Origin of the sequence: Levilinea saccharolytica (assembly GCF_001306035.1) — a bacterium.
Classification (GTDB): Bacteria; Chloroflexota; Anaerolineae; order Anaerolineales; family Anaerolineaceae; genus Levilinea; species Levilinea saccharolytica.
The window spans coordinates 1-17,854 of sequence record NZ_LGCM01000003.1 but is presented as its reverse complement, the minus strand read 5'-3'; the positions used below and the strand labels follow the sequence as shown (position 1 = coordinate 17,854).

The 17,854-nt window shown below is 61.9% G+C and carries 14 protein-coding genes; 8 read left to right on the top strand and 6 right to left on the bottom strand.

The genetic code is table 11. The features are described from left to right. Nucleotides 1–4 precede the first annotated feature (4 nt). Entirely contained in the window at nt 5–2,518 is a 2,514-nt protein-coding gene (gyrA, locus tag ADN01_RS00860; protein ID WP_236690950.1) for a DNA gyrase subunit A, read from the top strand. A gap of 58 nt (nt 2,519–2,576) precedes the next feature. On the opposite strand, the gene ADN01_RS00855 is transcribed toward gyrA, so the two are convergent. Both ADN01_RS00855 and ADN01_RS00850 read right to left on the bottom strand, forming a co-directional pair. Then, on the bottom strand, nt 2,577–3,566 hold the full coding sequence (locus ADN01_RS00855) for a prenyltransferase (protein ID WP_062419474.1): 990 nt from the start codon (nt 3,564–3,566) through the stop codon (nt 2,577–2,579). A 92-nt stretch (nt 3,567–3,658) separates the two neighbouring features. After that, a complete protein-coding gene (locus ADN01_RS00850) occupies nt 3,659–4,456 on the bottom strand; it encodes a hypothetical protein (RefSeq protein ID WP_062419475.1) in 798 nt (265 codons plus the stop codon). A 189-nt stretch (nt 4,457–4,645) separates the two neighbouring features. Between ADN01_RS00850 and ADN01_RS00845 the strand changes: the two genes are divergently transcribed. From ADN01_RS00845 to ADN01_RS00815, 7 genes are all read left to right on the top strand, one after another. Then, nucleotides 4,646–6,229: an aldehyde dehydrogenase family protein gene (locus ADN01_RS00845; protein ID WP_062419476.1), complete on the top strand. Its 1,584-nt coding sequence runs from the start codon at nt 4,646–4,648 to the stop codon at nt 6,227–6,229. A 71-nt stretch (nt 6,230–6,300) separates the two neighbouring features. Then, on the top strand, nt 6,301–6,600 hold the full coding sequence (locus ADN01_RS00840; RefSeq protein ID WP_062419477.1) for a hypothetical protein: 300 nt from the start codon (nt 6,301–6,303) through the stop codon (nt 6,598–6,600). A gap of 7 nt (nt 6,601–6,607) precedes the next feature. After that, nucleotides 6,608–7,510 (top strand): CoA transferase subunit A, encoded by a 903-nt coding sequence (locus ADN01_RS00835; RefSeq protein ID WP_062419478.1) that lies wholly within the window; start codon nt 6,608–6,610, stop codon nt 7,508–7,510. Between the two features lies 1 nt (nt 7,511). Beyond that, the gene (locus ADN01_RS00830) at nt 7,512–8,270 is read left to right on the top strand and encodes a CoA-transferase subunit beta (protein WP_062419479.1); all 759 of its coding nucleotides are present in this window, start codon (nt 7,512–7,514) and stop codon (nt 8,268–8,270) included. Further along, on the top strand, nt 8,267–9,298 hold the full coding sequence (locus tag ADN01_RS00825; protein ID WP_062419480.1) for a D-2-hydroxyacid dehydrogenase: 1,032 nt from the start codon (nt 8,267–8,269) through the stop codon (nt 9,296–9,298). Before ADN01_RS00830 ends, ADN01_RS00825 begins: the two co-directional genes overlap by 4 nt. A 106-nt stretch (nt 9,299–9,404) precedes the next feature. Then, entirely contained in the window at nt 9,405–10,154 is a 750-nt protein-coding gene (locus tag ADN01_RS00820; protein ID WP_082142940.1) for an HAD family hydrolase, read from the top strand. Then, complete coding sequence (locus ADN01_RS00815) at nt 10,136–11,017, top strand: DMT family transporter (RefSeq protein ID WP_062419482.1); 882 nt, start codon at nt 10,136–10,138, stop codon at nt 11,015–11,017. The genes ADN01_RS00820 and ADN01_RS00815 overlap by 19 nt, the downstream gene beginning before the upstream one ends. Here the strand turns inward: ADN01_RS00815 and ADN01_RS00810 are convergent. The 4 genes from ADN01_RS00810 to ADN01_RS00795 all read right to left on the bottom strand — a co-directional run bounded on the left by ADN01_RS00810 (nt 11,004) and on the right by ADN01_RS00795 (nt 17,618). Continuing rightward, on the bottom strand, nt 11,004–14,150 hold the full coding sequence (locus tag ADN01_RS00810; RefSeq protein ID WP_082142941.1) for a PAS domain S-box protein: 3,147 nt from the start codon (nt 14,148–14,150) through the stop codon (nt 11,004–11,006). The genes ADN01_RS00815 and ADN01_RS00810 overlap by 14 nt on opposite strands. Before the next feature lie 149 nt (nt 14,151–14,299). Continuing rightward, nucleotides 14,300–15,277: a potassium channel beta subunit family protein gene (locus tag ADN01_RS00805; protein ID WP_062419484.1), complete on the bottom strand. Its 978-nt coding sequence runs from the start codon at nt 15,275–15,277 to the stop codon at nt 14,300–14,302. A gap of 100 nt (nt 15,278–15,377) precedes the next feature. Further along, nucleotides 15,378–16,394 carry an NAD-dependent epimerase/dehydratase family protein gene (locus ADN01_RS00800; RefSeq protein WP_062419485.1) on the bottom strand — a complete coding sequence of 339 codons (1,017 nt, stop codon included), beginning with the start codon at nt 16,392–16,394 and terminating at the stop codon, nt 15,378–15,380. A 3-nt stretch (nt 16,395–16,397) separates the two neighbouring features. Continuing rightward, nucleotides 16,398–17,618 carry a thiolase family protein gene (locus ADN01_RS00795; protein ID WP_062419486.1) on the bottom strand — a complete coding sequence of 407 codons (1,221 nt, stop codon included), beginning with the start codon at nt 17,616–17,618 and terminating at the stop codon, nt 16,398–16,400. Between the last annotated feature and the right edge of the window lie 236 nt (nt 17,619–17,854).

Sequence of the window (17,854 nt, the reverse complement as noted above, 5' to 3'; positions counted from 1 at the left end):
GATCATGCACGCTCTCGGGCAGCCGGGGGCGGCTGTAGAAAGCCAAAAAATGAGCGATGCCCCTGAATCCCTGTACGGAAAAATGACCACCGTTGATATTGACAGCCAGATGCGCTCGGCCTATCTGGACTATGCCATGAGCGTCATCGTCTCGCGCGCCCTGCCGGATGCGCGCGACGGCCTCAAGCCCGTTCACCGCCGCATTCTCTTTGCCATGCACGAGCTGGGCATTCGCGCCAACAGCGCCTTCAAAAAGTCCGCCCGCATCGTCGGCGAAGTGCTCGGCAAATACCACCCGCATGGGGATATGGCCGTCTACGACGCGATGGCCCGCATGGCCCAAGACTTCTCCATGCGCTATTTACTGGTGAACGGCCAGGGTAATTTCGGCTCCATCGACGGCGACTCCCCCGCCGCCATGCGCTACACCGAAGCCCGCCTCAGCGCCATGGCCGAGGAACTCCTCGCCGATATTGATAAAAACACCATTGACTTCACCGAAAATTTTGACGGAACCCTGCAGGAACCCACCGTCTTACCTGCTCGCCTGCCCAACCTGCTGCTCAACGGCTCCTCCGGCATCGCCGTGGGCATGGCCACCAATATCCCTCCGCACAACCTCACCGAGCTGGTCAGCGCTCTGACCTACGTGATTGACAATTACGACGATTTGGACGACATCACCGTCGAAGACCTGGCCCGCTACCTGCCCGGCCCCGATTTTCCCACCGGCGGCACCATCGTGGGGCGCGAAGGCATCAACGCCGCCTATTCCACCGGCCGCGGCCGTTTGGTCATGCGCGGGCAAGCTGAAATCGAAGAGAATAAAGGTCACTTCGTCATCCGCATCACCGAAATCCCCTATCAGGTCAACAAAACCACCCTGATTGAACGCATCGCCGACCTGGTGCGCGAGGGCCGCATTGACGCCATCAGCGATCTGCGGGATGAATCCGACCGCAAAGGCATGCGCATTGTCATCGAGCTGCGGCGCGGGGCCGAACCCCATAAAGTGCTCAACCAGCTCTATAAATACACCCCCCTGCAGTCCACCTTTGGGGTCAACATGCTGGCTCTGGTCAACGGAGAGCCGCGCCATCTGTCGCTCAAGCGCGCCATTCAAATCTTCCTCGACCACCGTCAGACCGTCATCACCCGCCGCACCGAATTTGAGCTGGCCAAGGCCCGCCACCGCGCGCACATCTTAGACGGCCTGCTGATTGCCCTGGCCAATCTGGATGAAGTCATCGAAATCATCCGCCGCTCGCCCGATGCCGATCAGGCCCGCGACCGGCTGATGGTGCGTTTCTCCCTCACCGAAATCCAGGCCCAGGCCATCCTCGACCTGCAGCTGCGCCGTCTGGCCGCCCTGGAGCGGCAAAAGATCGAGGACGAACAGCGCGAAATCAAAGCCCGCATCGCCTATCTGGAAGAGCTGCTGGCAGACCCCAAGAAAATCCTGGCAGTCATCCGCGAAGATCTGGAAGAACTGGGCAAAAAATACGGCGACGCCCGCCGTACGCGCATCGCTGCCGAAGCCAATGAGTACTTCGATGAAGAAGACCTGGTGGCCGACCAGCCCATTCTCATCAGCATCACTCAGCTCGGCTACATCAAGCGCGTGCCGCCTTCCGCCTACCGCACCCGCGGACGCGGCGGTCGCGGCATCACCGGGCAAAACGTGAAGGGCGAGGATGAAATCATCATCATGCTCCACGCCCGCACCCTGCACACCATCCTGTTCTTCTCGGATCGCGGCAAAGTCTATTCCCAGCGCGCCTATCAGATCCCCGAGGCTGGCCGCACCGACCGCGGCACGCCCATGATCAACCTGCTGCCCCTCAGCGGCAGCGAGCGCATCACCGCGGCTGTGGCTGTGCCCGGCTTTGACGCCGCCGCCTACTGCACCATGGCCACCGAGCGCGGGCGCGTGAAACGCGTTTCGCTGGCCGAATTTGCCAATGTGCGCCCCTCCGGCCTGATCGCCATCAACTTAGAGGAAGGCGACTCCCTGGGCTGGGTGCGGCTGACCAGCGGCGAAGACGATGTCCTGATGGTCACCGCCTTTGGCCAGGCCCTGCGCATCACCGAAAACCAGATCCGCCCCATGGGCCGCCAGGCCGCGGGCGTCACCGGCCTGCGCCTGCGCGCTCAAGACCATGTGGCCGCGGTGGAAGTGGTGGAGCCGGGCGGTTACCTGTTGGTGGTCACCGAAAACGGATTCGGCAAGCGCACCCCCCTGGAAGATTACCCCACCAAAGGCCGCGCCACGGGCGGGGTCACCACCATTGACCAGAAATCCCTCAAGACCATCGGCAAAATCGCCACCGCGCGCGTGGTGCAGGAGGTGGATGAAATCACCGCCATCACCAGCGCCGGCATGGTCCTGCGCCTGAAAGTTTCCTCCATCCGTCCCAGCGGACGCTCCACCCGCGGCGTGCACCTCATCAACGTCGCCGAGGGCGATGCCGTAGCTTCCCTGGCGCGCATGGCCCCCGAAGAAACCCCTGAAGCTTAAACCAAAGCCGCCCTGGAGGTTAGACCTCCAGGGCGGCATGGTCAAGCGCGAACCCATCCTATCCCAAGAAGAATTGCAGCACCAATCCCAATAAGAAGAACATGCCAAAGCCGCGGTTGTGATAAAAAGCCCCGGCCACATACCACAGCGGCCAAATCTCCGCGCTGTAATCCGCGGGGCGCTCGGCGGGCTTAGCCCGCAGCAGCATGCCCACCGGCCGTGGGGCATAGGCCAGCCCTGCCAGGGTCACCAGCATCCACGGAGAGAAATCACCGCGCACCACCGCAAACACCACCAGGGCGTACATGAGAACGATCATCCCCACCGCGGTAAGGCGCGCCGCCTTCTCCCCCAATAGAACCGGCAGGGTGTAAATGCGGCGGGCGCGGTCTTCCTTGAGCTTGTCAATGTGCTTGCCAAAAATCACCGTGGTGGCCCCCAGGGCGTAGGGCAGGCTCAGCAGCGCCACCTGCCAATCCCATTGGCCGGTGATCACAAAATAGCCGCCGCCAATCATCAACGGCCCCCACACCAAAATGACCGCCACCTCACCCAACCCAATGTACTTGAGCGGCCAGGTGTAAAACAGCACGAAGAAAGCCCCCGCTGCCAGCAGCCCCCAGGCCAAAGGCCCGCGTTCCAACACCAGCGGCAGCCCCGCCGCCAGGGCGATGGCGCCGGTCACCGCCGCATACACCAGCAGTTCCTTGCGCGTCATCAGGCCCGCCTCCAGCGGCTGCGGGCCGTACTGTGTGCGGAAATAATTGTCCTTGTCCACCCCGCGCTCAAAATCGGTCAGATCGTTGAGCAGATTGTTGGTGGCGTGCGCAAAGATCAGCCCCACCGCCAGCAGCGCCCAATGCCACAGGCTGAACATCCCCGCCCGGGCCGCCAGCAGACCGGCCACCGCCGCCGAGATGAAGGTCATGATCAGCACCGCCGCGCGTGTGGAAACCAGCCAGCGCGAAATCACATCCAGCTTACGCCATTCTTCTGGGCTGATGCGCGGAATGACCCGCAGCGCCCGCACCCACATATTCACATTCATCGATGAACCCCTTTCATTCGCCAGCCGTCCGCCTCAGGCAGGCGCTGCCGACAAATCGGATAATTTTTGTCTATTATAATCCGTTTCAGGGATTAATCCAGCGATTTTTGGAAAGGGTGTACAACTTCTTCGGCGCGGCGCGTCACCACCGGCAAGACTATTTCCCCCTCACGCGCGTCGCCCAGGCGCATCACCGCGTCAGGCTCATGATCCGCCAGCCAGGCCATCTGAGCCGCCGCCAAAGCGCTGCACTCCCCCGCCGCGTAAATCTGTTTCAGCGGCAGCGCGCCCTTGAGCAGGCGGTAGCGGGTCACCTCTTCAAAGAAATCCATCGGGTCGGGGATGGGCAGCCCCTGTTCAAAAAGGGCCAGTTGGCGCTGCAAGCGGCTTTCCAGCGTGCCCGCCGGGTAGGGCTTGCCCCCCAGCCAGGCCCAAAAAACCGCCTCCACCGGCGTTTCCAGCCACTGCCGCGCCTGCTCCTCCGCCGGATAGGGCACATACCCCAGCTCTTCCAACTGCCGCACCAGCCCAAAGCCGCGTTTCACCCGCGGCAAAGACGCCTGATCCACCCCCGGGGTGCGCGGCGCCGCGAAGCCCAAATTGGCCAACTGGTATTCGGCTACGCGCATGTTCGTCCACCGCCCTGGGGTTGGCGGGGGGTTGAGCTGGGTGCGCACATCTGCCCGATCCATCAGCCCCAAATTGGGCCGCGCCGCGCAGTCCACCGCCGCCAGCGCCCGGCTTTGTCCGGCAGCAAAGGCTAACACCGCCTCCAAAGGGCCCTGGCCCAATGCCAAGACGGCACGGTCGTCGTCCAGCGCCGCGTAGGTCAGCCACTGGCGGCCGGTGCCGATGGTAATTCCCAGGTAAGTGGTCAAATTGCTGGACATTTGCCATCAGTGTAGCAAATCTTTGTCGGGCGCGCAACCCGTGCGCCCTTCCAGTTCGCGCCGGGCTTCTGACAAGTGACATATCGCTTTCATCCATTTGTGACTTTGACTCGCGCCACCGCCTGGGCTATACTAAACGTACGAAAAAACAGGCTCCGCCTGAACAGTCCAACCTCAGGAGGTTTGTGTATGGCTGCTGATACTGGATTCAAACTCACATACGGGACTATGTTTAACCCGCCCGAAGAGCTGCACACCCAATTTGATGAGACCCTGGCGCGCATGAAGACTCATCTGGGTCAAGAACACGCCATGATCATTGCCGGTGAAGAACGCAAATCCGCTGAAAAATTTGAGAACCGCTCGCCCGCCAACACCGACCTGGTGCTGGGCATTTTCCAAAAAGGCACCATCCAGGATGCTCAGGACGCTGTCACGGCGGCCAAAAAGGCCTTCCCTCAATGGAGCCGCACCCCCTGGCAGGAGCGCGTGGCCCTGGTGCGCAAAGCCGCCAGCCTGATAGACCAGCGTATTTTTGAATTCGGTGTTGTTCTGGCTCTGGAAGTCGGCAAAAACCGCATGGAAGCCCTCGGCGACGCCGCCGAAACCGCCGACCTGTTCCGCTACGCCTGCGACCAGATGGAAGCCAACCAGGGCTTCGTCAAAGAAATGGGCCGCGACCCGCTCACCGGCTATCTATCCACCAACTTTTCCGTCCTGCGTCCCTACGGCGTCTGGCTGGTCATCAGCCCCTTCAACTTCCCCTGCGCCCTCACCGGCGGCCCCACCGGCGCAGCCCTGGTGGCTGGCAACACGGTGGTGATGAAGCCCGCCACCGACACCCCCTGGACGGCGCGTCTGATTGCCGAATGTCTGCGCGACGCCGGCGTCCCCGACGGCGTATTCAATTACGTCACCGGCCCCGGCAGCACCCTGGGCCAGGCGCTCATCGAGCACCCCGACGTAGCCGGCGTCACCTTCACCGGCTCGTTTGACGTTGGCATGCGCATCTACCGCGATTTCGGCAGCGGTCGCTGGGTGCGCCCTGCCATTTTGGAACTGGGCGGAAAAAACCCCACCATCGTCACCCAACATGCTGACCTGGAAGCCGCTGCCATCGGCATCGTGCGTTCAGCCTTCGGCCTTCAGGGTCAAAAATGCTCGGCCAATTCGCGCGTGTACATTCACGAATCGGTCTACGACAGCCTGGTTCCCCGCCTGGTGGAGCTGACCAACAAGCTGGTCGTCGGCGACCCCACCTCGCGCAGCGTATACCTGGGCCCGGTGGTGAACAAATCCTCCTACCGCGATTTCCAGAACTTCACCGGCCAAATTGCCGCAGCCGGGCACTTCCTGACCGGCGGCAAAGTCCTCACCGGCGGCGAATATGACAAGGGCTACTTCTGCGCCCCCACCCTGGCCGAACTGCCCCTGGATCACCCCCTGTGGAAACAGGAAATGTTCGTTCCCATCACCACCGTGGCCAAGTTCAAAGACCGCGAAGAAGCCATGCGCATGGCCAACGACGTGGATTACGGCCTGACGGCGGGCTTCTACGGCGCGCCGGATGAGGTCGAGTGGTTTTTCGACCATATTGAAGCTGGCGTAACCTACGCCAACCGTCCGCAAGGGGCCACCACCGGCGCATGGCCGGGCTTCCAACCCTTCGGCGGCTGGAAAGGCTCTGGCTCCTCCGGCAAAAATGCAGGCGGTCTGCACTACGTGCAGCTCTACATGCACGAACAAATCCGCACCCTGGTGCGCAAAATCTAACCGGATCCTCCACCGGCGGCAGCCCTCCGCGGCGTTTGGGCGGGCTGCCGCCGCCCCCTCCAGGTCTCCTCATGACCCTTGGCAACCGCATTGGCGTATTTCTCATTCTGCTGGGCATCGCACTCATTGGTCTGTTTATTCTGTCCGACATCGCCGCCGCGCCTGAAATTGGTCTGCTGGCGGCTGGTACGTTGATTTTGCTGGTTGGCATCTATTTATTCTGGAAAAATCCGAATCCCGCGCCTCCGGCCAGCGGTCGATTCGGTATCTTTAAACGGAAGCCCAAACCTAAAAAGGAGAAGAAGGGCAAAGACAAAAAAGACAAAAGAGAACAGAAATCGGAACCGCCCTCTGAGTCGCGCCCAAAATAAAAAGCCTATGTCCAAAGTCTGCTCATTAAAAGAAGCCGTTGCCAGCTACGTGAAAGACGGCGACACGCTCTATGCCGCCGGGTTTACGCATCTGATCCCCTTTGCCGCCGGGCATGAAATAATCCGCCAGGGCCGCAAAAACCTCACTCTGGCCCGCGCCACCCCCGATCTGATCTACGACCAAATGGTCGCGGCGGGCTGCGCGCGCAAGGTGATCTTCTCCTATATGGGCAACCCGGGTGTCGGCTCGCTGCGCATTGTGCGCTCCGAGCTGGAAGCCGGCCGCCTGGAATGGGAAGAGTATTCCCATTTCGGCATGATCACCCGCCTTTCCGCCGGGGCCAGCGGGCTGCCCTTCCTGCCCATGAAGCAGACCGGCGCCGCCGATTTGGAAAAGGCCAACCCCAATATCCGCCGCGTCACCGACCCCTACAGCGGTGAAGAAGTGGTGGTGGTTCCGGCCCTCAACCCCGACGTGGCTATCGTCCACGTCCAGCGCGCCGACCGCAGCGGCAATGCCCACATCTGGGGCATCCTGGGCGAGCAGAAAGAAGCCGCCTTCGCCGCCCGCCATGTCATCCTCACCGCCGAAGAACTGGTGGATGAAGAGGTCATCCGCTCCGACCCCAACCGCTCCATGATCCCCGGTTTCATCGTGGACGCCGTTTGCGAAGTGCCGTTCGCCTCGCACCCCTCCTACACCCAGGGTTACTACGACCGCGACAATGCTTTTTATCTGTCCTGGGATCAAATCAGCGAATCCCCCGAGGCCGTGCGCGCCTGGCTGGATGAATGGGTGTACGGCGTTCAGGACCGCGCCGAATACTGGCAGAAACTGGGCGCGGAAACGCACGAACGTCTGCGCGTGACCCCCAACCTGAGCAGCCCTGTCAACTACGGAGCGTACTGAAATGGAATACAACGCCTCAGAACTGATGATTATCAATGCCGCCCGCCTGCTGCGCGATGGGGACGTGGTGTTCGTGGGCGTGGGCCAGCCCAATCTGGCCTGCAACCTGGCGCGCCGCACCCATGCGCCCAACCTGCTGATGATTTACGAAGCCGGCGTCATCGGCGCCCGCCCGGCCCGCCTACCCCTGTCCATTGGCGACCCCACCCTGGTCTCCGGCGCGTCGCTGGTGTGCAGCATGTACGACGTCTTCACCCTCTACCTGCAGCGCGGCAACGTGGATGTTGGCTTCCTGGGCGGCGCGCAGATTGACCGCTACGGCAACATCAACGCTACCGTCATCGGCCCCTATGACCATCCCAAAGTGCGCCTGCCCGGGTCGGGTGGCTCGCAGGAAATTGCCGCCTGGGCTAACCGCTGCTACATCATGACCCCCCACCAGAAACGCCGCTTCCCCGAAAAAGTGGATTTTGTCACCTCGGCCGGCTTCCTGAACGGGAACGGCGAGCGACAGGCCGCCGGGCTGCGCGGAGGCGGGCCTCAGGCTGTGGTCACCAACCTGGGCATCCTGGAACCCGACGACAGCGGCGAGATGATCCTCACCGCCCTGCACCCCGGCTGCACGCTGGAACAGGCTCAGGAGAATACGGGCTGGCCGTTAAAGGCCGCTTCCCAACTGCGTCTGACCGAACCCCCCACCACCGAAGAACTGCGCATCCTGCGGGATGAATTGGACCCTGACCGGATCTATCTCAAATGAGTGATTCGTCGCCCATTGAAGTTCTGATCACCAACCGTTTTTCGGACGCGCTGATGGATGAGCTGCGCGAACTTTCGCCGCGCCTGCACATCACCCACCACCACGCCCGCCGCGCCGAAGAGATTCCCAATGATCTTTGGGAGCGCTGCGAGGTGCTCTACACTGATTCCGTGCTGCCTGACCCCCAAAGCGCCCCCAACTTGCGCTGGGTGCAGTTTCACTACGCCGGCATTGATTTTGCCATCGACTCGCCCCTGCTGCAAAAACCCGACCTGCTGGTCACCACCCTCAGCGGCGCGAACGCCCTGCAGACCTCCGAATATGTGATCATGATGCTGCTGGCCCTCGGCCACCGCATGCCCAGCCTGATCCAGAATCAGATCAAGGCCGAATGGCCGCGCGACCGCGACCGCTGGGACCGCTTCAGCCCCGTGGAACTGCACCACGCCACCGTGGGTCTGGTGGGCTACGGCAGTATCGCCCGCGAGACCGCCCGGCTGCTCAAGTCTTTCCAGGCCACGGTGCTGGCCGCCAAGCGCGATGTGCGCCACCCCGAAGACAGCGGCTACCACCTGCCTGGCCTGGGCGACCCCAACGGTGAATACTTCGACCGGCTCTATCCCATCGAAGCCATCACGCACATGATCAAGCTGTGCGATTTCGTCGTCATCACCCTGCCCCTGAATCAGAACACCCGCGGGCTGATCGGCGAAAAAGAGCTGCGCGCCATGAAACCCAGCGCCTACCTGGTGGATATCGGGCGGGGCGGCGTGGTGCAGCACGACGTGCTGATCGAGGCCCTGCAGGAAAACCGCCTGGCCGGGGCCGCGCTGGATGTCTTCCCCGAAGAGCCGCTGCCCTCCACCAGCCCGCTGTGGCGCATGCCCAATGTGCTCATGTCGCCGCACATCGCCGGCATCAGCCCGCATTACCCCGAACGCGCTGTGGAGCTTTTCTCCGATAATCTCATCCGCTATCTCAACAACCAGCCTCTGCTCAACCGTTACGACCTGAGTCTGCGCTACTGAGCCCGGTTCGAACCCTTAAGACGCCCCACCCTCTCCGGGGGGTGGGGCGCTTTTTTTATGCTGCGGCGCGGTCAGGGGCGGTAATCTATGATATCATTGGCAAATTATGCCGATGAAACCCACCCGCATACCCTACCTGCTGTTTGACCTGGGCGGAACCCTGCTGTACTTTGACGGCGATTGGTCCCAAACCATCCGCCGGTTCTCCCAGCGCCTGGAAGACCGCCTGACAGCCTGGGGCTATACCTTCCCTGCCGGTCAAATTGCCGCGGAACTTTTCGACCGCAACCAGGATCACCACCTGGAACCCGACCCCGAATACCGCGAACTGGCCACCGCCGATCTGGTCACAGAGGTGCTGGCCCAACACCACATTCAGCTCAGCTCCAGCCGCCTGCGGCTGGCCCTGGCGGCCATGTATGCCGTCTCTGAGGCTCAATGGTGGCCCGAAGCAGACGCCGCCCTCACCCTGCGCCAACTGCGCTCGGAAGGATACCGCCTGGGCGTGGTTTCCAACGCGGGCGACACGCTGGATGTGCACGCCCTCGTTCAAAAAGCCGGCCTGCGCTCCTATTTTGATTTCATCCTGGTCTCCGCCTCGCTGGGCCTCACCAAACCCCACCCCGCCATCTACCAGCGCGCCCTGGCGCATTGGGGCGCTCTGCCCCACCAGACCGCCATGATCGGCGACACCCCCCTGGCCGATATCGACGGCGCGCGCGGGTTTGGGATTCATCCCATCTGGATCACACGCCGCGCCCCCCAGGGGCAGCAGCCCAGCCAGCCCCCCGCGGCGGTCATTCAAACCTTAGCCGAACTGCCTCCCCTCCTGCGCACATGGAATCCTCAGCCCTAAAACCTGCCCCCAAAGCCCTGCCCTACATCGCCCTCGCCTCCGGCATCCTGGCCCTCAGCCTGTCGGCCCTGTTTGTACGCTGGGCCGAAGCCCCCGGAACCATCACCACCTTTTACCGCATGGCCTTTGCGGCCTTGTTCATGCTGCCCTTTTACCTGCGCCACCAGCAGCGCGCCGCCCAACGAACCCCCTGGCGGCTGCTGGCCTGGACCCTGGTAGGCGGGCTGTTCACCGCTTTAGATCACATCTTCTGGGCGGTCGGCATCCAATACACCACCGTGGCCAACGCCACCCTGCTCAATTACATCGCCCCGCTGTGGGTTTCGGTGTTCGCCTTCCTGGTGTGGAAAGAAAAAATGCCCAGGGTCTTCTGGGCCGGTCTGGTGCTCACCCTCACCGGTGCAGCCGTCGTCTTTGGCAATGACATCCTGCGCAACCCCCACCTGTCGCGGGGCGACCTGCTGGCCACCATCTCCAGCCTGTTTTACGCCGCTTACTTCCTCACCACCCAGCGCGCCCGCCGCAGCCTGGACACCATGTCTTACATCTGGCCAGTGGTGGTGGTGTGCGCCGTCATTCTGCTGGGCGTCAACCTGGCGGCCGGCATCCCCCTGACGGGCTATTCTGCCCAGGCGTATCTCACCTTCTTAGGGGCGGCGCTGATTTCACAAGTGATCGGGTATTTTTCGGTGGGTTACGCCCTGGGCCATCTGCCCGCTTCGGTCGTCTCCCCCACCATGATCCTGCAGCCGGTCTTCACCGCCCTGTTGGCCATCCCCCTGGCGGGTGAACTGCTCAGCCTGCCGCAGCTTCTGGGTGGGCTGGCCGTACTCCTGGGCATTTTCCTGGTCAACCGCCGCTAGGCAATTCCCCCTGCTCGCGCAGGTACGCCAAAAATTCTATCACCACCTGCGGGTCAAACAAGCGTCCTGATTCCTCGTGCAGATACGCCGCGATCCTTTCCGGCTCCCACGGCTGTGGGCGGTAGGGGCGGCTGCTGTGCAGCGCATCCCACACATCCACCACCGCGAAAATGCGCGCCGCCAGGGGGATTTCTTCCCCGCGCAGTCCGCGCGGATAGCCGCTGCCGTCCCAGCGCTCATGATGCCCATAGGGGATATCTAAGGCCGGGCGCAGGAAGTCAATATCCGCCAGCATGTAATAGGCATGCATCGGATGTTGGCGCATGATGACCCACTCTTCGTCCGTCAGTGGGCCGGGTTTCAGCAGCACCTGATCGGGAATACCCATCTTGCCGATGTCGTGCAGCAGCGCCCCGCGCCGCACATGCGCCAGGTTTTCGCCGTTCATTCCCATGCGCTGCGCCAATTCCACCACCCATTCGGTCACCCGCTCGGAATGTCCCTCCGTCTCATAATCGCGCAGTTCCAGCGCCCGCGCCCAACCGGCGATGGTGGCATCATAGGCCTGGGTCAGCTTGCGGAACAGGGCGGCGTTATCAATGGCGATGGCCGCCTGGTTGACCATCGACTCGATAAAACTCACATGTTCCAGCTCCAAATCCGGTGTGGAACGCTGATACACCTCCAGCACGCCCTGCACCTGCCCTTCCACCAACAGCGGGAAGGCCAGGTAACCGGTAAAGCGCTCGGCGGCAAGGTCTATGCCTCCAAAGAAGGACGGCGGCACCTCGGACAGGCGCGAAATCACCACAGTGTGCTGGTTTTGGGCCGCCAGGCCCGCGTAGCCCTCGCCCAGCGCGTAGCGCACGTGCTGTACGGAGTTGGTAAAGAATCCTCGGCCGGCCGCGTACGTTAATTGCTGCGTCTCTGGGTTCATCAGGAGGATGTCGGCAGCCTCGGCGTGAGTCTGCAAGGTGATGTGCTCCAATACGGTGCGCAGCACCTCCTGTAAATCAATGCGCGCTGTGATGGTTAAATCCACGTCCCGCAAGGCGGCAATTTGCTGGTACTGCTGCTGAAGGCGCGCCTGAGTGCGCTTCTGCTCGGTCACATCCCGCAAAATGGTCAGAACACACCGTTCCCCGTTCAGCTCCACCGTGCGCGATGACACCTGCCCAATGCGCAGCGCGCCGCCCTTCACCCGCATGGAAGCTTCAAAATCCAGCACCTCGCCGCTTTCCCGCAAGCGTGAAGTCAGCAGCTTTTCATCCTCCGCTGAGACCCACAGACCCAGGTCCATCACCGATTTTCCCAGCGCTTCCTGCGGTTCATAGCCGGTGACGCGCGTAAAGCCGTCGTTTACCTCTAAGAAGACGCCGTCTGACATGCGGTTAATGCTGATGGAATCGGGCGTGGTGCGGAATGCCTTTGAAAACTTCTCTTCCGAATCGCGCAGAGCCTGTTCAATTTTTACGCGAACACTGATGTCTTCCACCATGCCAATGCCGCCCACGGCCTCGCCCTGGTCGTTCAAAAAGGGCGCAGTGCGCATCCATACAAATATTTGCACACCGGATTGGGTGGTCTGATATTCGCCTTCGTAAAAACCCTCGCGGCCTTCCAGGGCGGCCCGCAGCGCGGGGATCACCCGCTGATCTTTCAGCTCGCCCATATTCATGCGAATCAGCCGCTTGGGGGGAGCCTGCAGGATATCGGCGAAGCGCTGGTTCAGGCGGGTGATGCGCAGATCGCGGTCGTACTGAAAAATGCCCACCGGCGTCTTTTGGAAAATGGTGCGGTAGCGCCGTTCGCTGTCGCGCAGCCTTTCTTCCACCTGCACGCGTTCGGTCACATCCGTCACCAGGCTCAGCACAGCCTGTTCCCCCTGCCAGTCAATGGGCGCGGCCTGAATATGCACAAAGCGGATATTTCCCTCACGGGTGAGGATCCGCACCGCTTCCAGAGTCTTCTTCTCGCGCAGCAGCACCTGTGAGACCGCTGTGCGGATCATTTCATAGTCTTCGAGGTGTACCACTTGATCCAGACGCAGCTGCAGCAAATCAGCCAGGCTGTAACCGCTGATCAGCTCGCTGGCCGCGTTGGCAAACAGGATGCGGCCATCACGAGTTGAAACCAAAACCGCCTCGCTGGCCGTTTCCACCAATAGACGATACTTCTCTTCGCTTTGCTTGAGGGCCTGCGTGCGCGCGCGCACCTCGCGGCGCAGGGTTGCCCCCCACACCAGGCTCAGCACTGTGAACAACAGCAGCCCCCCCAGTCCGAATAAGGCAACGCGCAGGTAAGGCCATGTGCGCAGCGCCTGGCCAAATGTGCGCGGCTGGTACAGCTGGGTCCAGTTTTCCAGAATACGGTCGTAAACCCCTTCGCGCTTTACCAGGTTAAGCCCCTGATTGAGGAGATTTAAAACATCCTGATTGCCCTCGCGCACCGCAAAGCCGTAACGCACGGTCTGCGGGCTGTCCACCCCCAGGGCCTTCAGCCGCCAATTTGGGTTCTTCTGCAGGAAATAATGTCCCTGCGCCTCGTTGAGCAAAGCTGCGTCGTAGCGTCCCGCGGCCAGCAGCGTCAGCGCATCGGGGGCGTTTTCCACCAGAATCACCTGTTCCGCCAGACCGCTGCGCACCAAATATTCCTCCATCACCCCCCCGCGCTGCACCACCACCGCCTTGTCGCGCAAATCCTCCATACCCTTCAATTCAGAGGCTTGGGGCACAAACAGATCAAAGCTTAAATAGGCATAGGGTGTGGAAAAATCGTAAATTTTCTCGCGTTCGTCGGAATAGGCCATGCCCGCGACGGCGTCAATGCTGCCTTCCTCCAGCCAACGGCGCACATCCCCCCAGGATCCCTGCCAGATTTCGACATTGACATTCAGCGCCTCCCCCACCGCCCGCGCCATTTCCATATCCAGCCCCTGAGGTTGGTCGCCGGTCGTGTAGGAGTAGGGCGGGTAGTTCCAGTCGCCGCCGATGCGCAGGGTGCGGCGTCCGCTGGTGGGGGTCGGGGTGATTTGCCAGCCGGCCTGCGCCTCGCGCACGGGCAGGCTGCTGAGCGCCAACGCACCCACCAGCATCCCCAGAAGCACCGCAAGCGGCCAAGCCCTACGCTTCATAATGCGCCCACCTTGCTTTAGCACCAGCTTGCCCAGGTGTGTTCAACCACAACCACGCCAGCACTGTATACCGCCATTTTTAACCACGCAGGGCGCAAGGTCTCCAGCCCAATGCCGTTCCCCCTGCGCCCCACACTGAAAACGAGAGATTAGAAATCGTCCAACTCAGGCCGGTTTTGCAGCACGTCCTCAATCCGCTGCACCACATCGGGAGTCAGTTTCGGCAAGACTTTTAACGCCTTCAAATTCTCATGCACCTGCTCCACCCGGCTTGCGCCGGTGATCACTGTACTCACATTGGGGTTCAGCAAGCACCACGCCAGGGCCATCTGCGCCATGGTGCAGCCCAAATCATCCGCAATGGGCTGCAGTTGGCGGGCTTTTTCAATCGCTTCCGGCCGCAGCATGGTCTTGGCCAGCCACTCATACCCCGGCAAACTCGCCCGGCTGCCCTGGGGCACCCCCTGGTTGTATTTGCCGGTCAGCAGACCCGAGGCCAGCGGACTCCAGATGGTGGTGCCGTAGCCCAGGTTGCGGAACAGCGGTTCGTATTCCATTTCAAAGCGGTCGCGGTGCAGCATATTGTACTGGGGCTGCTCCATGCTCGGCGGGCGCAGGCCGTTGAGGCGCGCCAGCTTATCGGCTTCGATGATATCCGCGGCGCTCCATTCGGAGGTGCCCCAATACAGGGCTTTGCCCTGGCGGATCACCTGATCCATGGCCCACACCGTCTCTTCAATGGGCGTGTTGCGGTCAGGGCGGTGGCAAAACACCAGGTCCACATAGTCCAGCTGTAAGCGGCGCAGGGCGTTGTTCACACCTTCATACACATGCTTATACGACAGGCCGCGGTCGTTGGGGCCTTTGCCGCCCCAGAAAATTTTGGTTGAAACCACGTAGCTTTCGCGCCGCCAACCGACCCGTTGGAGGACATTGCCCATCACGATCTCGGCATTGCCGTTGGCGTAGGTTTCCGCGTTATCAAAAAAATTCACGCCAGCTTCATAGGCCGCCACCATACATTGTTCAGCGATCTCCTCGCCCACCTGGCCGCCGTACGTCACCCAGGCACCCAAAGACAATTCGCTCAGCTTCAGCCCCCATTTACCCATTTTACGGTATTCCATCAAACATCCTCCTTAACTGAATTAAAAACATTATACTGATTCCAATCGCTAATTTCATCCTCTCCAAAGCGTTTGTATTAAGCCTAACAAATCTCTTAACTTACCGGTCGGCTGCGCGCGCTGAAATGGTCCCCACGCTCACAAAATAATCATACGCCTCGCGGATGGCCTCATCCGCCGGGCGCGGCGGGCCCAGGCGCAGCTCCACGCTGGCTTTGCGCCCGTCCACATAAAACAGCCGCCCCGCCATGCGCAGGGCCAAGACGGCCGACTGCAGAGTCAAATACTGTGAAAACCAACTGGCCGGCAGCGCCAAACGCCGCGCCACCCCGGCTGGCAGCACCACCGTGGGCGGCTCCACCCCAGCCAGGGCGGCAATCTTCTTCACCAGTTCCACCAGGGTCAAATTGTCACCCGCCAGCAAATAGCGCTCTCCGCGGCGGCCGCGTTCCAGCGCCGCCAAATGCCCCGCCACCACATCGGCCACATGCACCACGTTCAGCCCGCCTTCCACCAGAGCGGGCAGCTTGCGTTGGGCCACCTGCACCACCAGGGAGGTATTGTGGCGGTAAATATCCCCCGCGCCCATCACCAGGGTGGGGTTAACCGTCACCACATCCAGTCCCGCGGCCACCGCGCGCTGGGCCTCCAGCTCCGACAGGTATTTGGCGTAGGCGTAGGGCCAGGACTGCGGTGGGTAATTCCAGGTGTGGTTTTCATCCATGCCGCTGCGTACCGTGCCGGCCAGCGGCCCCCCCTGGGGCACGCCCAAAGCCGCCGCCGAGCTGGTCAACACCACACGCTGCACCCCGGCCTGGTGGGCCGCCAAAAACACCGACCGGCTGCCCTCCACCGTCACCGCATACAGCCGCCCGGCGTCATGATCATCCCCCAGCATGGCTGCCGCGTGGAACACCACCTGCACATCCTGCATGGCTGCGTCCAGCGACTCAGGCTGGGTCAAATCCCCTTCCACCCGTTCCACGGGCAGGTCTTCCAACAGGCGCATATTACTGGTGGGACGGCGCAAAGCCCGCACCGTGTAGCCAGCCGCAAGCAGCCCGCGGCACAGCGCGGCCCCAATAAACCCCGTGGCTCCCGTCACCAGCGCCCGCATGCGTTACCGGTCCAGCCACTCAATTATGGTGGCCTCGCCCTGCCCCACCCCCACGCACAGCGTGGCCAGGCCGTAGAAAGGCTGCCTGGCGTCCGCCGCACGGCGGCTCATCTCGTGGAACAGGGTGGTCAAAATCCGCGCGCCGGAGCAGCCCAAAGGATGCCCCAGGGCGATCGCGCCGCCGTTGACGTTGGTGATCTCCGGCGCAAAGCCGGCCTCATCCATCACCGCCAGCGACTGCGCGGCAAAGGCTTCATTTAATTCAATCAGCCCAAGAGCTTCGGCTTTCACCTGGGTGCGCTGAAGCAGCTTGGCCGTCGCCGGGATCGGCCCCAGGCCCATCACCCGCGGGGGCACGCCCGCCGCCGCCGACCCCACCCAACGTGCCCTGGCCTTCAGCCCCAGGGCTTTGGCGCGCTCCGCGCTCATCAGCAGAAGCACCGCCGCGCCGTCGTTCATGCCCGACGAGTTGCCCGCGGTCACAGTGCCGCCGGCGCGAAAAGCCGGTTTCAGTTTAGCCAGCGATTCCAGCGAGGTATCCCGCCGCGGGCGCTCATCCTGCGCCACCACCAGCGGCTCCCCCTTGCGCTGCGGGATGCTCACCGGCACAATTTCAGCCGCAAAGCGCCCTGAGTCCATGGCAGCCACGGCGCGCTGGTGGCTGGAGAGGGCAAAAGCATCCTGGCGCTCACGTGAAATGCCGTACTGCTCGGCCACGTTCTCGGCCGTCTCCCCCATGGGGTCCGTGCCGTACATCTCCTGCATTTTGGGGTTGGGGTAGCGCCATCCCAAAGCCGTGTCAAAGGCCGTCAAATTGCCAAAAGGAAAGCCGTTTTCAGCTTTGGGCAGCGAATAGGGCGCGCGCGACATGCTCTCCACCCCGCCCGCCAAAAAGACATCGCCTTCGCCAGCCGCGATGGCCCGCGCCGCCATGTTCACCGCCGTCAGACCCGAAGCGCACAGGCGGTTAAAGGTCACCCCGGCCGTCTCCACCGGCAGCCCCGCCAGCAAGGCAGCCATGCGCGCCACGTTGCGGTTATCTTCGCCCGCCTGGTTGGCGCAGCCCAAATACACCTCTTCCACCACCGCGGGGTCCAGCCCGCTGCGCTCCAAAACGGCCCGCAGCACCAGCGCCGCCAAATCGTCCGGTCTCACTTTCGATAAAGCCCCGCCCAAAGCGCCAATGGGTGTGCGCACTGCATCTAGGATGACCACTTCTTTCATGACGAACCTCCCTGCAAATGGAATTTCAATGGATGATTCATTCTACCATCAACGCCTCAGGCCCATCGTCAAAAAATCAGCGGGGATTTTGTCATAGATTAGTGACATCGTGTCTGTCCCAAGAGTGGTAGGTTTTGAAAAAAGAGCAAGCTCCGAGTAAACTGGTAGGTGCTTAAGGCCACCAAGTTACCGGAGCTTGCCATGTCTATTGTCACCTTACAGATACCAGAAGTCAA